Here is a 16,875-nt window from a genome sequence, read left to right as displayed (position 1 = left end):
CTATCTGATAATTTGAACAAATCCTTTATACCTTTTTTCTCTATTCTCTGGTCTTAACATATCAAAGGTTACAATAGCCTCATAGAAATAGGTAGCTGAAGGCAACTCTTCTCCTCCAAAATTAGTACCGTCCCAGTTTATATATAGTCCGTTTTCGCCTCCGCTTTTATAGCTATATACTAGTTTTCCATATCTATTATATACATTAAATACAATTTGCTCTAAAAATCTAGGGCATTTATTTAATGGAATAGACTCAGCTTCAAATTCTTTCTGGAAGAAAGGAGTGAAGGTATCATTCTTTCCATCATTATTTGGTGTGAAAATATTAGGGAACGCAATATTAGGACAATTTTCTTTACAGAAAACTTCTGAAAAACTACTTCTATTTTCTGACTGATCAACCGCTCTGATCATGTAACATCCTGCAAATTCAGGTAAGTTATCATGGATGTAGAAAGTGTCTCTGGTAGTTCCTATTAATTCAAATTCAGTATCGAGTTCTTCCTGGAAGAAAATCTCATAATAGCTAATATCACTGTCACAACTATCGGCTAGATTAGCATTCCAATAAAGTTCATTTTGGAATTGATTGAATTCACAATCTTTATCGGCCAAGAAATCAAGACATTTTTCAGGAGAATCTAATTCGAAAGCAACTTCAAATGGGGGACATGGATCTATTTGATCATCTGGCCTTGCACAGATTATTTGAGAATCATTCAATAAAGGTTCAAAGATTTCATCATTTCCATACCCGCCCGCTGTGGTAACATAATAGCAATACTCTTCAGAGTTGATAAGAGTTTCCCCATTAAACTGACCGCTATCTAAATAATGGAATCCATTTAAAGTAACATCAACTGAATCGATAAGCACTAAGCTGCTGGCGTTCGATCCTGCTTTATTTCTGTATATATAATGATAAGGGTGATCTTGATTAGTATTTGACCACGGAACATTTGCCTCCCAGTTTAGCTCAATTGATTCAAATAAACCTACTGATGATAGCCTTACAGAAGAAGCGTTAGCAGAAACCTCTATCAAATTATCTTCATTTATCTCATCATTTACTAAATAAAGCTCAACTTGATATTCATACTGTATCGATAAAGTATTTAATCCTGTATCGATAAATGTTGTGTCATCCTCAATTACTCCCACAGCTTCGAATCCTCCGCCATTGCTTCTTAATATTTGGTATTTGTACGGAGCTGGGTAAACATCCGTGTCTATGTCTAAAGGTGGAAGCCAGCTTAGGGTTATCTCTCCATTTACATCACTGGTTTGATCTACGCTAACATTGGTAACTACTGGACCAGTTGCCTCAATTTTTTGACAAACTTCTTCTGAAGCATAACTTACGCCTCCTTTTGGTAATTGGAAAACAGCAACTAATCTGTAGCAATAAGTTGCGCCAAAATCTAAACCTTGACCAGCATTATCATCAAGGAAAGAAGTTTGATCTACCGGAACAGCTCCAATTAATTCATAACCTCCATTTTCAGGAATTCCAATCTCACAATTTTCAGGAGTAAAATCAAAACTATCAACTCTTCTGTAAACTTGAATTACTTCTGCATCGCCACAATTATACTCATCCCATGATACTTCAATTGAACGTTGAGGTTTACTTTCAGCTATTACATTTTTAGGTGCTGGTGGCACTACGGTAACACTCCAAGTCTCAAAACTTGTTAAACGAATACCTGGCCCATTGTCTGTAGCTTTAAACCTAACTAAATATGGGTTCTCCCGGATGTGAGAGCAGTCAGTTTGCCATGAGAATTTTGATGTGGTAGGGGATTCGAAAAATGCATTTGTATTAGGAGTAAGGGTTGCAGGAGGATTTAAAACAAAAGGACCACCAAAGCCTTCAATTCTTACTAAAGATTCGGGATTTGGATCAGTAGCAATAATATCCGCTTCTAAAAGTGTTCCTGCTTCTATACAAGTGTCCATTGGAATTTCTAATTCTGGCGGATCATTATCGGTTTCATCTACAATGATTTGCATGTCTCGAGTAACACTTCCTAAAAGAATCCATTCACCTTCTATACTCCTCCATTCCTCTGCTATAAAAGCTATATTGTATTCTCCTTTCAAACCTGGAGCATCCCATATGAGATCACCCAAGATTTCATCTAAGGTTAAGGTTGCGGGCCCAGTTTGTTGACTATTTTGCCCGCCAGCTGCCACTTCTGGTGATCGATAATTACCCACGTTTACATCTTCTCTACTTTGTGGAATCACCATTTTAAATGCTATACTATCCCCATTTACATCAAAAGCTCCAGGATTATGGTAGAACAAAGCGCCAACTGCTGCCTTATCTACAGGAGGGATTAAGAAAACGGGTGTATCATTGCATCCGAAAAATGTATCAATTCTGATCAAGGTTTCTACATAAAAAGCAGTTTGTCCTGACTGACTCATATTTACAATGCCACGATTTCTATAATCTTCGACATAAGAAACTATATAATTTCCATCCGACCTGTAAGTATATTCAAATTTAAATTCAACTAATTCAACTTCATCATCAATAATCTCTTTTCGACTGTAGCCGTCAGGATTTAAGATTATGGATTCTCCATTTCCATATTTAAATTCTCCATTTCCAAATAAAATGTCTGATCCTGTATCACGATAGGCGGTAAGTGTAAATTCATAAGTTCTACTATTACAACCAATTCTTTTGGCAGTAATTTCTCCAGCCCTGATATGGGTGGCTAGAGCCTCACCTAAAAAGCTTAGGGTTAAAATAGAAAATATGAGTATTTTTTTCACAATATGCTTACTTAGCGAAATTAAAAAACGTTAATTTATAAAAATATGTTCTTAAAACATCAATTCTTTTTGAATTCCTAAATAATATTACTTTCTAAAATCATGCCATTATTTAGAATTGTTTAAAATAGAAAACACAATTGTTTTCTAATTGTTCCAAATGTAACTTTGAAACAAATATTTTATTATAAACCCATAACTAATACAATATATGAGTTGGCTTTCTGAAACGTTAACGAGTACAATTGGTAGGAAACTTGTAATGTCGCTTACCGGTTTGTTTTTAATCATTTTTTTAGTTGTCCATTTAGCAGGAAATTTTCAATTGTTAGCTGATGATGGTGGATTGGCATTCAATGCTTATGCAAAGTTCATGACTTCTAATCCCATAATTAAAACAACATCCTATGGATTATATGCATTCATATTAATCCATATTGCAATGTCTATCGCATTGGCTATGAAAAACAAAGCGGCTAGACCAGTTGGATATGCAGAAGTAAAAGGGTCTGCAAACAGTTCTTTTTCATCTAGAAACATGGGGATTCTCGGTTTCATCATTTTTGTTTTCTTAGTGATTCATTTAAGAAACTTTTGGTATGAAATGCACTGGGGATCTATCCCAATGGATGAAGCTGGAAACAAAGACCTATATAAAGTTGTTAGTGCTGCATTCAGTGAATGGTGGTATGTTGCGATTTATGTTGTGTGTATGATAGGACTTGCATTCCATTTATCTCATGGTTTCTCAAGTGCTTTCCAAACACTAGGATTAAATCATAGCAAATACACTCCATTTATTAAGAAATTAGGTGTTGTATATGCAGTCTTAATACCGGCTGCTTTTGCAATAATTCCAATAATCATGTTTTTGAATAGTTAAGGATAATTACTGTACTATGAATTTAGAGTCAAAAATACCTGAAGGTCCATTAGCAGAGAAATGGACGAATCATAAATTTAATGTGAAGCTGGTTAACCCAGCGAACAAGCGTAAATACGATGTAATCGTTGTAGGTACTGGTTTGGCTGGTGCTTCTGCAGCAGCTTCTTTAGCAGAATTAGGTTATAATGTAAAGTCTTTCTGTTTTCAGGATAGCCCCAGAAGAGCCCACTCTATTGCCGCTCAAGGGGGTATAAATGCCGCTAAAAACTATCAAAATGACGGTGATAGTGTTTTCCGTCTATTCTATGATACTATCAAAGGGGGTGATTACCGTTCAAGAGAGGCTAATGTTTACAGATTAGCTGAAGTAAGTGTTAATATCATTGACCAATGTGTGGCGCAAGGGGTTCCTTTTGCAAGAGAATATGGTGGTTTATTAGCAAACAGATCATTTGGTGGTGCTCAAGTATCACGTACTTTCTACGCTAGAGGTCAAACTGGGCAGCAGTTATTATTAGGTGCTTACAGTGCTTTAAGCCGTCAAATTGCCAACGGTAAAGTTGAGCTTTTCCCAAGAACAGAAATGCTTGATTTAGTAATGGTAGATGGAAAAGCAAGAGGTATTGTAACCAGAAATTTAGTTACAGGTAAAATTGAATCTCATTCAGCTCACGCAGTTGTTTTAGCTACAGGTGGATACGGAAACGTTTTCTATTTATCTACTAATGCGATGGGATCGAATGTGACAGCAGCTTGGAGAGCTCACAGAAAAGGAGCTTTAATGGCTAACCCATGTTATACTCAAATTCATCCGACTTGTATTCCAGTAAGTGGAGATCATCAATCAAAACTGACCTTAATGTCAGAGTCATTAAGAAATGATGGTAGAGTATGGGTGCCGGCTACGAAAGAGTTAGCAGAAAAAATTAGAAAAAAAGAAATCCATCCAAATGATCTTTCTGAAGACGAAAGAGATTATTATTTGGAAAGAAAATACCCAGCATTCGGTAACCTTGTGCCTCGTGATGTGGCTTCAAGAAATGCTAAATATGTTTGTGATGAAGGTAGAGGGGTAAATGAAACAGGTAAAGCCGTTTACCTAGATTTCAGAGATGCTATTAAGCGTGATGGTGAGGATGTGATTGCTGGTAAATATGGTAACCTGTTTGATATGTATAAGCAAATCACAGGAAGTAATCCATATAAAGAGCCAATGACAATATTCCCTGCAGTACACTACACTATGGGTGGACTTTGGGTAGATTACAATTTGAAAACTAATATTGATGGTTTATATGCGACTGGTGAATCTAACTTCTCTGATCACGGAGCAAACAGATTAGGTGCTAGTGCATTAATGCAAGGTTTAGCAGATGGTTATTTTGTAATACCTTACACTATCGGTAACTATCTAGCAGGCGAAAAATACGAGAAAGTAGGCACTGATCACGAAGCTTTCAAAGAAGCAGAAAAAGCTGTGAAAGATAATATTGATAAGCTATTATCTATCAAAGGTTCAAAATCAGTAGACCAGTACCACAAAGAATTAGGTAAAATTATGTGGGACTACTGCGGTATGTCTAGAACTGGTGAAGGCTTGAAAAAAGCTAAAGAAATGATCAAAGAGCTTAGAGCAGATTTCTGGAAGAATGTGAAAGTTTTAGGTTCAAATGAAGAATTCAATAGTTCTTTAGAGAAAGCATCAAGAGTTTCTGATTTCTTAGAATTAGGTGAGTTGATGATTGATGATGCATTGCATAGAGAAGAATCATGTGGAGGTCACTTCAGAGAAGAACATCAAACTCCTGAAGGAGAAGCAAAACGTAATGACGAAGACTTCGCATATGTTGCTGCTTGGGAATACACTGGTCCTGAAAAACCAGAAACCCTTCATAAAGAACAATTGATATTTGAAAATGTAAAACTGACGCAAAGGAGCTATAAATAATCCTGAGGTCATCAAAATATTTTAATTATGAAATTTAAATTAAAAATCTGGAGACAGAAGAATAATCAAGATAAAGGAGCTTTTAAAACATACGATTTAGATGGTGTATCATCTGATATGTCATTTCTAGAAATGATTGATGTTTTAAATGAGCAACTTATTGAAAAGGATGAAGACCCTGTTCATTTTGATCACGACTGTAGAGAGGGTATCTGTGGGATGTGCAGCATGTACATTAATGGTGAGCCACATGGTCCATTAAAAGGAGTTACTACTTGTCAGCTTCACATGAGAAGTTTCCAAGACGGTGAAACGATTACTATTGAGCCATGGAGAGCAAAAGCCTTCCCAGTAGTGAAAGATTTAGCAGTGGACAGAAGCGCATTTGATAGAGTTATACAAGCTGGAGGTTATGTTAGTGTTAATACTGGGGGTACTCCTGATGCTAACGAAATTCCAATTCCTAAGTCAGTTGCAGATGAGGCCTTTGATGCTGCTACTTGCATTGGATGTGGAGCTTGTGTTGCAGCATGTAAAAATGCATCAGCCATGCTATTTGTAAGTGCTAAAATTTCTCAATTATCAATGTTACCACAAGGACAGGTTGAGCGAGCAGAAAGAGCACAGAAAATGGTAGCGCAAATGGATGCTGAAGGCTTTGGTGCTTGTACCAACACAGGTGCATGTTCAGCTGAATGCCCTAAAGGTATCGATCTTTCAAATATTGCTAGAATGAATAGAGAATTTCTTAGTGCTAAAGTAGGCTCTCAAGAATAAAACCTCATTAAAATATATTTAAAAGGGCTTCGGCCCTTTTTTTATTGGCTAATGTTTCATCTGAATTTTAGTAAAGGCATAAAAAGATAATCCTTTGATTATTATGGCAATTGGAGGTTAATATTCTTTTTTGGTAGGATGCTCGTAGTTTTTGCACAATACAAATTCAGCTTCTGAAGAATCTTTCAATGGAATTAGTTTAGATTTATATTTTTGATACTTTAAATTTAGAACGTCATCTATTTGAGCCGGTATTAAAGTTAAAATTTGGCCATTAGAATTCCATTGACCCGAGACATATCCATTTGTTTGACTACATCCATAATAACTGAACCTAAAGGTGCTGTCTTTCATTAACACCAACGATTTCCCATATAAACCGAAGCCCCCACAATAAGAGGATAGAATTTCTGCATTCTGTTTTTCATTTGTGAAAAAAAGTAAAAGTCCTGAAAGTATAGCCACAAGAGTTATGATACCGAATAAACCAGTTCGTTTGTTCGGTTGAAGTTGCCTCCTGTTTATTGGAAAATATCTTTTCATTCAAAAACAATATTCAAGATTAAATTACAAATGATAGCGAAGAACAGCCAAAATTTCATTTGTAATGTAATATAGGTTTTCTTCCTTTATTCAGTTCCAATCAAGGATATTAATTCGTCTGAAAGTGTTCCCCTCCAATTTATGTAATTGTGGCCGCCTTTAAAATCACGATAATCTACTTTATAGCCTTTTATTTCAAGGATATCTCGAAATTGTCGGTTCACTCTGAGCATTGATGCACCCGCATCGTATAATCCGGTATCCATATAGAATTTGATAGGCAATCGTTCACTCTGTTTATACAGATTGATTAGTTTCCCATTTTCTTCTGGATATATCCAATAGGAATCTGATTGCGAGAGGACATTCCCAATACCATCCGAGTGCCTAAAGGTAATATAGCTTGATGCAAAACCTCCCTAACTTGTGCCTGCTAAAACAGACTTGTCAGATTTTGGAGAAATGTTCAAAATACTGCTCAACTACTTTTTATTTTTTGTCTTTTTGTGTAGAAAAGTCGCTCTTTTCTGTACTAGACTTTGTTTAAGTTATGATGAGGATTATATAGTGTTTACATAATTCTAATGTTCTATTCAGAAGCTAGTTGACATATTTTCTAATATGTATTCCCGTCTGATTTTTTGCTTAATGTTTTTTAATACTTGCTTAATTATTTTTTCGGATTCATAGCTTTCTTTATTTGAGAGCATGTTAGCCTTTACCAAAGAAAGATAGATGTGTTCGTCAGGTAATTCATTTTCGACAATTTCCAATAATTCTTTTGCCTCCTCGATCCTATGTGCCTTACTTAAACAATAACAAAGATTCAATTTCGTAATTGGCGAATTAGAAACCGAAATCAATAATTGGTATAGTTTTATTATTTCGTTCCAATGCTCAATGTCATTCTTACTTGCTGTTATATGTTTACTTGCAATTACAGCCTCTAAATAGTATTTATTAAGCTTTTCAGGTTTTTCCATATAGTGGAAACCTAATTTTATAAAGTCGTAATCCCAATTGGTTTTATCCTGCTCAAAGAATGAAACGATTTTGTCATTTTTAATCTTTGCCGGAATTCTTGCAAGATGGAAGCAAAATAATGCAAGAAGATTTTTTGTGCTTACTCGCTGAAACGTATCGGACAAAATTTTTGAAAGTGATAAAGCCTCTAAACACAAATCTTCATTGATTATTGAATTGGTTTTTTCGTTGAAAGAGTCAAAACCAATGTTGAAAACTGCATATAGAATTTCCTCTACAATTTTAATTTCTTGATCGGCTATTTGCTCAAAAGTCAAATCAAAATTTTCATCTTTTGTAGATTGTTGAAAGTCTTTTTTAGCTCTGTTTATGCTTTTGTAAATAGCATCTTGAGATAGTAAAGTACATTCGCTAATCTCTTTGATGTGCAGTCCAAAGATATTTTTTAAAACAAAAATCACTTTTACTTTTGAAGATGCCTTTTTAGACTTAGATAAAAATAGGATAGTTTTTAGCCTTAAATCTTCTTTTGGATTTTCTGTTTCTACCTTGCTTTTAAAATCAGATTGCGATTGCTGTCGGCTGTCTTTTTTTATTTGGTTCAAAACTTCATTTCGGGCAACAATAAAAAGCCAATTTTCTTTGTTGGTAGGAACTTGATTAGGTTTCCAACTTTTTAAAGATTTGTAAAATGAATTTTGAATTGCATCTTCGATTTCACTTACATAATTCGCACCGAATTGACTGAAAAGAGCCGAAAATAATTTTCCGTAAAAAGCTCTGTAACTCGATTCGACAACCGAAGAAATTTTATTCTTCATATTCCATTATCGGTCTGATTTCGGTAGTTCCACCCCATAAATGGCAAGGACAACCTTTTGCCAATTCTATAATCGTATCTAAATCTTTGGCTTGTAGTAAATAGTAGCCACCAATCATTTCTTTTGATTCCAAGAATGTCCCATCTTTAACGATACTATCCTTTCCAGAAATTTTAACACTATTTTCTTCAAGGCCCTCGCCAGAAATAAAATGACCCGATTTGCCTAACTTTTCCGCCCAAGCCATATGGGAATTTGTTAATTCTTCCATTTCCTTAGGGGAAAGTTTTTGCATTTTTTCTATGTCTTCATGAAGAAGCAATAAATATTTTTTCATTGTAAAATGTTTTAGTTCACTCTAAAAACATTTGGTGTATTCAATTTTGGACATTTTTTTCTAAAAATTTAAAATTTATTCAAATGTTAAATTTTGGGATGATTATATGTTGACACAAAACGCTAAGTCGTTGAAATCATAGCATTTCATAGGATGCAATGGTTTCATTTAAAAATGTTACCTACCTTTTTTATTCTTTAATTAATCCTTTATTGTTTTCATTGGGTTCAATCAAGTCCCAAAGATTGCCATATAAATCCGTAAACACAGCAACAGTCCCATATTCAAATTTAGAAGGAGGTCTTATAAAATCTATTTTTCTATTTATCATATTGTTATAATCTCGCCACAGATCATCTGTGAATAGAAAAAATCCAACTCGTCCTCCAGATTGATTTCCTATACTTTCCTTTTGTCTTTGATTAGCAGCTTTAGCTAGTAATAAGCAACATTCTTTTGCTCCTGGTGGAGCGACCATCACCCATCTTTTCTTTTCATCTATTCTCGTGTCCTCAAGAAGTGTAAAATCCAACTTTTCCGTATAAAATTCAATCGCCTCATCATAATCCTCAACTACTAAAGCGATATGTGCTATTCTTTGGTACATTGTTTATTTTAATTGAGGCTAACGTTCTGTTTAAGAACATTATCGAATTAGCGCTCTTAAATTTCATTTCACATAGCAATATACCTAATTAAGCAAAAAAACGGCTCAAGTTTATACTTGAATCGCTATTGCTTTTATACCCCGTTTGGTACAATATTTTAATTCAAACTCCTAAATTCACTCGGGCTCATACCTGTTTTGGCCTTGAACAGATTGCTAAAGTGTTGCGGATACTCAAAACCCAGCGCATAGCCAATCTCGCTAATGGATTGCTTAGAATTCAGTAAGGTGTTTTTCGCACGTTCAATCAAGAAAAGATGGATGTGTTCTTGCGCTGATTTACCGGTTTCTTTTTTCAGTAAATCACTTAAGTAGTTAGCAGAGAAGTTTAATTCATTTGCAAAATATTGCACATTGGGGATACCGATCTCATGCACCATCTCTGTTTGATAAAAGGCTTTGATGAGCCTTTCAAATTTTGAGACGATGTCGGTGTTTAAATTGGTTCTTGTATAAAATTGGCGATCATAGAATCGTGTGCAATAATCCAGCAGGAGTTCAATGTTAGTTATAATCAGGTTCTGACTATGTTTGTCTAAATTCTGACTATACTCTTTTACTATTTTTTCTAAAAGCCCTTCTATAGTAGCCAACTCTTCCTCCGAAAGGTGCAAGGCTTCATTCACATCATAATTGAAAAAAGAATAACTATCGATTTTATCCGATAAAGTGGATTTTCTAATTAAATCAGGATGAAAAGCCAGAGTCCAACCTTCAGCAGCACTTTCTTGTGCGGGCATTTCACCCTCAAACCTAGTTACTTGCCCAGGGGAGGTAAATACCAAGGTGCCTTCCTCATAATCGTAGGAGTTTTTACCATAAAATAAATTCCCGCAGCCTAATTGTTTGAGCGTAATTTGGTACAGATTATTAATGACTTTTACGCCATTAAAGTCAAGCTTAGTATCAAAATCTTTTGTTTGGACTACCGTGACCAAAGGATGCTTGGGAGCAGGGAGCCCCATGGCTTGATGCGCCTGACTGATTGAATTGATTTGATAAGATTCCATCTTGTTTTTGTATATAAAGAGATAGGATTGTTCCCTATCTCTGTCTCTAATTTAACTCATTATAAGCTGAACTGCTGTTTTTGCATGGCAAAAAATTCTTCATCGGACATTTTTGAACGAGCTGCTAATAATTGCTCTGCATCTGCCCCTGCTCTGTATCGTAAAGTATCTTTTCCATCGGTAGCAGCTGTGTAAATTACCTCTGCAATTTGTTCTGCTTTGCTCATATTGGAAGGATCCATGGAAGCTTGCATAGCTTTCGTAAATGCGCCTACAAACTCATTGTATTCTGTCAGTTCTGGATTATGTTGCATGTCTAAAGAACGACCACCAAAATCAGTGGCTACACCACCCGGTTCAACTAATTTAACAGCAACTCCGATTTGCGCCATTTCCCAACGTAATGATTCTGAAAATCCTTCCACCGCCCACTTTGTGGAATGATAAAGAGGCATTAAAGGAAAAGTCATTTTTCCTCCGATAGAAGATATGTTAATAAACATTCCGTCTTTATTGGCTCTGAAGTGGGGCAATACTTCTTGCGTAACATCAAATAGCCCCTGTACATTCACTCCAAATTGACGGATGATGCTTTCGCGTTTGGCGGATTCAAAGGTTCCCATCAAAGCGTATCCGGCATTATTGAGTACCACATCAATTTTAACAAATTTCTCTATTCCTTCTTTTATTGAACTTTTGATAGTATCGATTTCTAATACATCAAGCTTATTCACCAATACCTTATCTAAGGCTTTAAGCTCAGACTCCTTTTCGGGTGTTCGCATGGTAGCGATTACATTCCATCCTTTTTCTTGAAATAATAAGGCAGTTGCTCTTCCTATTCCTGAGCTGGCTCCTGTTATTAAAATGGTCTTGTTCATGTTTTTTTATTTTTATGTGTTTAGTTTAATAAAGCGTTTAGGTAAGTCTTTACTGAGAGGTAAGAGATAGATTCTACGATCAAAAGACCCAGGAAATAGATCGATATACCGTAGGATACGCCTCTCCATAAAGGTTGCTTGATCAATAAAATTAAGGCCAAGAGTATGATTATCAGGATAATGCTTAGCCCCAAGATGATTTTAGGCACACTTTTGTTCACACCTTCCATTCGCTCTACTTCCTGCTTTTTGAATTCAGAAGGATCTGCTTGATAGGTTTCCGTTTTGCTCTTCAAAAGACTTTTTTGATTGACTATAAACCCAATTCCGCTCACTAGCAGTAATATGCTGATCACTAAAAAGCTATTTCTTAAACCCTGAGTGATAGGGTTAAGCTGGCTAAAATGCAGTAGGACAGCGACTAGGAGAAGGGCTATACCAAAAATGGTGATTTGCATTCCAGTGGCTCTCTGGGCAGCGATATATATTTCGAACTGCTTCATAATTTCCATGTTTTCCGTCATTATAAAAGCTATTAGTTAACCTCTAATTCCTTAAATAAGGTATCCACGGTTATTTTCCCTAGCTCGTCACAAGCCTTCGGACTGTCCCCTGAAATAAGCTTTCGATCGATATGAGTAGCGCCTGTGATTTTGTCATTGATCACTTCAATCCCTTCTTTCTCTAGTGCTTCACATTGAAACCATGGAAGTTGTCCGGGTAAATAACCCAAGGAAGGGGACTGTTTATCAAACTTGTCGGGAAAAGCAACCATTTTATATCCCTTGTAAGGGTTCGGCTCATCCTTTTTATCTTTTGCTATCATAGCAGCGGGGCCATGACATACAGCGACCAAGTATCGATCAGATGTTTTTATCCAACGAAGCAATTTTCCTACATTTTCATCTTCAGGTAAGCCTACCATAGCACCATGGCCGCCTGGTAGAAAAAGTGCAATGTATTTTGAGGTATCATTCAGCTCATCATTTTCAATAAGCTTTTTGAGTGATAATGGATTATTAAATTTTAATTGATTTTCAGTTCTAAATTTGATTACTGCCTCATCTTTGAGAGGTACTGACCATTCTTCTAAAATAGCTTTTTTACCTGTAGGCGTCACTACTTCAAAATCAAAGCCGCCATTCACTAAGTGCATTATCGGGACCATGGTTTCCTGTACATTATTACCTGTAGAAAACTGTTTACCATTGGCCATTTCAAAATAGCGTTCTTCAGTGCAAAGCACTAAGATCTTTTTATCGCCTCTATATTTTTTTCCTTCAAATGTGCTTGCTTTAAATCCACTTACCTTATCTACTCCAAGCATTCTTCCCATGGGAGATGGGATGTAAGCTGAGCCATTTTTTTCTTTTGTAGGGGCAATTCCGAATATCTTTTTAATCATGGTTCCTCATTTTTTTATTTGTTTCACAAATTTCTATGAATCAAAATGAGGGAACTTAATGATTTCTCGGAAAGACTAAATGAAATTAAGGAAGTTTATATTTTATGGTCGTGCGTTCTTATTGAAAATAATACTAAGTATATCATAATTAAGTGATTAGTAAGAGTCAAGATTTCTGATAATTACCTAGTTTCATACGAATCAGAACTTATTTCCTTAGGGCCTTTTTTCTGCCAATAAATTGTACCCATTGAATAAAATTGAATTCGAGATGGTCGAACATCATCTTTTCCCCTTCAACACTCATGTGTAAGTTAGGATTATAACGTAGATTTGTCCTCAAAAGACTTATGCCTGTCTTTGTTACCCTGATATCCCAACCAAATGTAACGCCTAAAGCCAATTTATTTTCAGAGTAATTGATACCATTTACTGTGGTATTCAGGTTTTCGTAGGAAAGGATTGGCCCTACAAAAGGGACAAAACCGAGGTAGTTGAAAAGGAATTTAACGGACTCAAATCCAACTGAATGTCTTCTAGTTCTAATTTCAGTGCCAAAACCTTCAAACCGGTCACCATAAGTTCGGTAAGCCAAATTTAAATTTGCATCGATATTATTGAAATATCTACCAAAAGTGAGGTCAGGTAGAATAGCAGCAGAATAATTATCATATAAAAATGGATGGTTTTCCTTCAAATAAGTAGATTTATTCATTTGTAAGGCAGCTGAAGGTCCTATTCCAAAAAACCAGGCACTCAATAAGTTTTCACTTTTAAGTTTTTTATAATAATCATTTAATTGCCTCGCTGCACTAGGTGTTCTAAAGTGCCGGTCTGTGTCAATATATCTCAGCAAACTTAAATTAACCGATACGGGATTCAATCTGACATTAGCTGTTTCGGTTGGGGAAATATAATAGTCAAATTCATTTTGATAGTTATTATATCCTGATGCCGAAATATGCCACTTATCAGATGTGTAAGTTAATCCAAACTGTAAGGGATGAATAAAGCGACCATAGGATGGAACACCCTTGCTACTATTACTCTGTTCTGATTCCTGAGAAAAACGAAACCTCCTGAAACTAATACCTAAAAAGGGGCTTAATCTTTGGGGTTGAAGTTTTAAGGGGTAGAGTCGCATACCTGTTTCAACTCCTTGATAAATATCTAATTGATTTAGTCCACTTGGTTTATCTTGCAGCCTTAAAAAGGATAATGGGAAAGTTACATAGAAGTCCGCATGACCCCAAAAGTGAATACCACCAATAGTCAACCTGGGCATTAAGGTACTTCCAAAATCGGTATCTTGCTTAACACCATTAATAAATTGCTGTGTTGTGCCACCACTCAAATAGTTCAAATCACCACCATATGTCAGCCAAGCAAATCGAGTACTCTTGTCTAAATAGGATTGAGTATATACACTATCTGACTGAGCATATAATTTTATTGAGACAAGTAGACTAATTACTATAAAAACAGCTTTCATACTTCATCTTCTTAATTGCAAGTATCGGGCGCGTGTAAATACCGTGTGCCACTATTAATTAAGGTAATGAAGATAGCAATTTTTACTTTGTTACCAATGGCTCGGTTGCTTTGCTTACTAAAGTTCCAATGAGACTATGATCCTGCCAGCCAAAAATTGCGGTAATCAACTGTTTTGCTTGCAAGAAACTGCTGAAGCGTATGGTTTATACTTAGTGTTACAGACTTTATTTAACTGTTTCCAAAAGTTCATCAGCCCAGTCATAATTCTCTTTTGATGTCTTTAGGAATTCAGGTGATTTCGTATCCACATACTCACCATCTGGGCTGATCCAGCGGATCATTCTGTTGTCCCAAAAATAGTATCGAGATTCTTCAATTGTGGTTTTGTCCTGATCGTACCCCGATTCTGTAGGTGGCATGTTATATCTAAATTCCTTGAGGAAAATAAAGTAAATTTGTCCGTTCAGGTAATAGAATTCCGCCACGGTCTTACCCATGTGCCCATAGTACCTTGCCTCGATTAAACGAACTTCTTGTGAATCCTTAAATGCTTTTAATTCTCCGCCCTCGGATGAATTTTCAAAATCATCTGCTGTCAGCGTCTTATAGGTTGATTTATTGTCTTGAGTCTCATTGTATAGTTTCTTAATCTCTGTTATTCCATCAGTTTGACCGAAAACAGTTATTGTGAAAAGCAAAAATATTGTCGTCATTAATGAGTGATTCATGGAGGATTTACTGTAACGATTAGTATATGAAAAGTAGGCGATTTCGAAGCGCTTTACTTTAGGTTAAGCATAAAGTTTGACACGAGCTAAAACCCTTGATTTTACTACTGTTTCGCCTATTTTTTATATACCTTGTTAGCTGTGGTTTTTATTCTTTCTTAAATATTCTTCCGTAATTCGATTCCAATATTTGTCCATTTTCATCTAACGTTAGTATATACTCATAATCGAACCATAGCACAAGCCAACTTCCATTTTCTAATAGAGATAATTCATTCTTACTTCCTTGACTTTCAAAATAAGCCTTCCCACTTTCTATATATATTTTAGCTTCTAGGCTGTCCGCTGTAAAATATGTACCCGTCAGATTTCTAAAAGCTGCTTTATTCGGCTCTATTTGTTTAAGTCCACTTGAGGTAACATGACTGCGATTAATTTTGGTTTCTATTCCTATCTTATTAATTATTTCATAAGCTAAATTCCAAGGATTTACCATGTCGTTTCCATTATATCCTAAATTTGAAAGTATGATAACTGTGGTGCTTTTTTGCGGAATGTTGACCAAAATAGTTCCTGTTACTCCTGTGTGACTAATGAATTTTAATCCATTGATATCATTAATCTCCCAACCACCACCATAAGCAATTTTTGATTTGTCATTTAGTGTACCTTTCGAGAACAGAAAATTTTGGTTAGTCTCATTAAGAAAGTCATTTCCCGAGATTACTTTATACCATTTCATTAAATCCGATAAATTCGAAAAGACACCGAAATGGGAAGGTATTTCATAGTCCCATGTTCTCATTATGTTTATCCATTCTCCATCTTTTAGAGAGTAACCCCTTGCTTGATTTTTAACAACTTTTTCCTGATTAACGAAATAAGTATTCAGCAAACCATTTTGGTCAAAAATATCCGTCAAATAGTCTTTATAACTACCTGTTATATTGTCAATGACAATCCCTAACAATAAATATCCAACATCACTATAGTTGTAGGCAGAACCTGGTTTAAAATCGAGTGAATCCGTAATAATGGACTTTATTGCTAAATCTTTACTGACAGTATTTGTTTGCATCATGATGTCTAATTGCGCAGCTGTCATTTTAGAATAGCCCGTAAATGATTTTTGTGTGAAATTGTCATGTGGAAACATACCCGGTAATCCTGAAGTATGCCATAGCAATTGTTTTATAGTTATCGCTTTCCAACGCTCTGGACATTCAGGGAAATACTGATGCAAATATTCATCTACGTTTAATTTGCCATCTTGTTGAAGTTTTAGAATGGCAGCCGCAGTAAATTGTTTCGTTAAAGATGCAAGTTCGAAAGTAGTGTTGACGTCAACTTTCACATCATTTTGAATACTTGATAGACCGTAAGCTTTTATTGTTTTAACACTGTCATTTTCAATAATGGCAAGAGAAAGTCCTGGTATTTTATTTGTCGACATATAAGTGCCCACCAGTGAGTCAATAGATTCCTGAGCTTTCAAATTGGATATTGAAAGTGTTATTATCAGTATCCCTATATATTTCAAATGTTGCTTCATTCAGTTGTGATTAGTATTTTAAATCACCGCTAACAATTGTGCAAACGCTATT

16 protein-coding genes are annotated in these 16,875 nt (G+C 35.5%); 3 read left to right on the top strand and 13 right to left on the bottom strand.

The window, feature by feature from the left end:
• Nucleotides 1-2,790, bottom strand: coding sequence for a T9SS type B sorting domain-containing protein (locus QYS47_RS16025; protein WP_322347116.1), 2,790 nt, complete (start codon nucleotides 2,788-2,790; stop codon nucleotides 1-3).
• A 211-nt stretch (nucleotides 2,791-3,001) separates the two neighbouring features.
• On the opposite strand from QYS47_RS16025, the gene QYS47_RS16020 reads away from it, so the two are divergent.
• From QYS47_RS16020 to QYS47_RS16010, 3 genes are read left to right on the top strand one after another with little or no spacing between them, the layout of a single operon-like run.
• Entirely contained in the window at nucleotides 3,002-3,673 is a 672-nt protein-coding gene (locus QYS47_RS16020; RefSeq protein WP_302102114.1) for a succinate dehydrogenase cytochrome b subunit, read from the top strand.
• 16 nt (nucleotides 3,674-3,689) lie between these two features.
• Entirely contained in the window at nucleotides 3,690-5,624 is a 1,935-nt protein-coding gene (locus QYS47_RS16015) for a fumarate reductase/succinate dehydrogenase flavoprotein subunit (protein WP_322347115.1), read from the top strand.
• Nucleotides 5,625-5,651: 27 nt separating this feature from the next.
• Complete coding sequence (locus tag QYS47_RS16010; RefSeq protein WP_308355743.1) at nucleotides 5,652-6,401, top strand: succinate dehydrogenase/fumarate reductase iron-sulfur subunit; 750 nt, start codon at nucleotides 5,652-5,654, stop codon at nucleotides 6,399-6,401.
• A gap of 117 nt (nucleotides 6,402-6,518) precedes the next feature.
• On the opposite strand, the gene QYS47_RS16005 is transcribed toward QYS47_RS16010, so the two are convergent.
• The 12 genes from QYS47_RS16005 to QYS47_RS15950 form a co-directional block, all read right to left on the bottom strand.
• Complete coding sequence (locus QYS47_RS16005; protein ID WP_302102113.1) at nucleotides 6,519-6,944, bottom strand: hypothetical protein; 426 nt, start codon at nucleotides 6,942-6,944, stop codon at nucleotides 6,519-6,521.
• Nucleotides 6,945-7,030: 86 nt separating this feature from the next.
• Complete coding sequence (locus QYS47_RS16000) at nucleotides 7,031-7,210, bottom strand: hypothetical protein (RefSeq protein ID WP_322347114.1); 180 nt, start codon at nucleotides 7,208-7,210, stop codon at nucleotides 7,031-7,033.
• 327 nt (nucleotides 7,211-7,537) lie between these two features.
• Nucleotides 7,538-8,749, bottom strand: a complete 1,212-nt coding sequence (locus QYS47_RS15995) for a DUF6596 domain-containing protein (RefSeq protein ID WP_322347113.1) — start codon at nucleotides 8,747-8,749, stop codon at nucleotides 7,538-7,540.
• Entirely contained in the window at nucleotides 8,739-9,086 is a 348-nt protein-coding gene (locus tag QYS47_RS15990; RefSeq protein ID WP_322347112.1) for a YciI family protein, read from the bottom strand. Before QYS47_RS15990 ends, QYS47_RS15995 begins: the two co-directional genes overlap by 11 nt.
• A 190-nt stretch (nucleotides 9,087-9,276) precedes the next feature.
• Nucleotides 9,277-9,693, bottom strand: a complete 417-nt coding sequence (locus tag QYS47_RS15985; RefSeq protein ID WP_322347111.1) for a VOC family protein — start codon at nucleotides 9,691-9,693, stop codon at nucleotides 9,277-9,279.
• Nucleotides 9,694-9,851: 158 nt separating this feature from the next.
• Nucleotides 9,852-10,763, bottom strand: a complete 912-nt coding sequence (locus tag QYS47_RS15980) for a helix-turn-helix domain-containing protein (RefSeq protein WP_322347110.1) — start codon at nucleotides 10,761-10,763, stop codon at nucleotides 9,852-9,854.
• Nucleotides 10,764-10,822: 59 nt separating this feature from the next.
• Nucleotides 10,823-11,644 (bottom strand): SDR family oxidoreductase, encoded by an 822-nt coding sequence (locus tag QYS47_RS15975; protein ID WP_322347109.1) that lies wholly within the window; start codon nucleotides 11,642-11,644, stop codon nucleotides 10,823-10,825.
• A 20-nt stretch (nucleotides 11,645-11,664) separates the two neighbouring features.
• Nucleotides 11,665-12,147 (bottom strand): hypothetical protein, encoded by a 483-nt coding sequence (locus tag QYS47_RS15970; protein WP_322347108.1) that lies wholly within the window; start codon nucleotides 12,145-12,147, stop codon nucleotides 11,665-11,667.
• Between the two features lie 32 nt (nucleotides 12,148-12,179).
• Complete coding sequence (locus QYS47_RS15965; RefSeq protein WP_322347107.1) at nucleotides 12,180-13,049, bottom strand: DJ-1/PfpI family protein; 870 nt, start codon at nucleotides 13,047-13,049, stop codon at nucleotides 12,180-12,182.
• Between the two features lie 208 nt (nucleotides 13,050-13,257).
• Nucleotides 13,258-14,541, bottom strand: coding sequence for a hypothetical protein (locus QYS47_RS15960; protein ID WP_322347106.1), 1,284 nt, complete (start codon nucleotides 14,539-14,541; stop codon nucleotides 13,258-13,260).
• 226 nt (nucleotides 14,542-14,767) lie between these two features.
• The gene (locus QYS47_RS15955) at nucleotides 14,768-15,256 is read right to left on the bottom strand and encodes a hypothetical protein (protein ID WP_322347105.1); all 489 of its coding nucleotides are present in this window, start codon (nucleotides 15,254-15,256) and stop codon (nucleotides 14,768-14,770) included.
• Between the two features lie 163 nt (nucleotides 15,257-15,419).
• Nucleotides 15,420-16,823, bottom strand: coding sequence for a serine hydrolase domain-containing protein (locus QYS47_RS15950; protein WP_322347104.1), 1,404 nt, complete (start codon nucleotides 16,821-16,823; stop codon nucleotides 15,420-15,422).
• Nucleotides 16,824-16,875: the final 52 nt, after the last annotated feature.

This window comes from Marivirga arenosa (genome assembly GCF_030503875.2).
Taxonomy (GTDB): domain Bacteria; phylum Bacteroidota; class Bacteroidia; order Cytophagales; family Cyclobacteriaceae; genus Marivirga; species Marivirga arenosa.
This window is presented reverse-complemented; position numbering and strand designations above follow the sequence as displayed.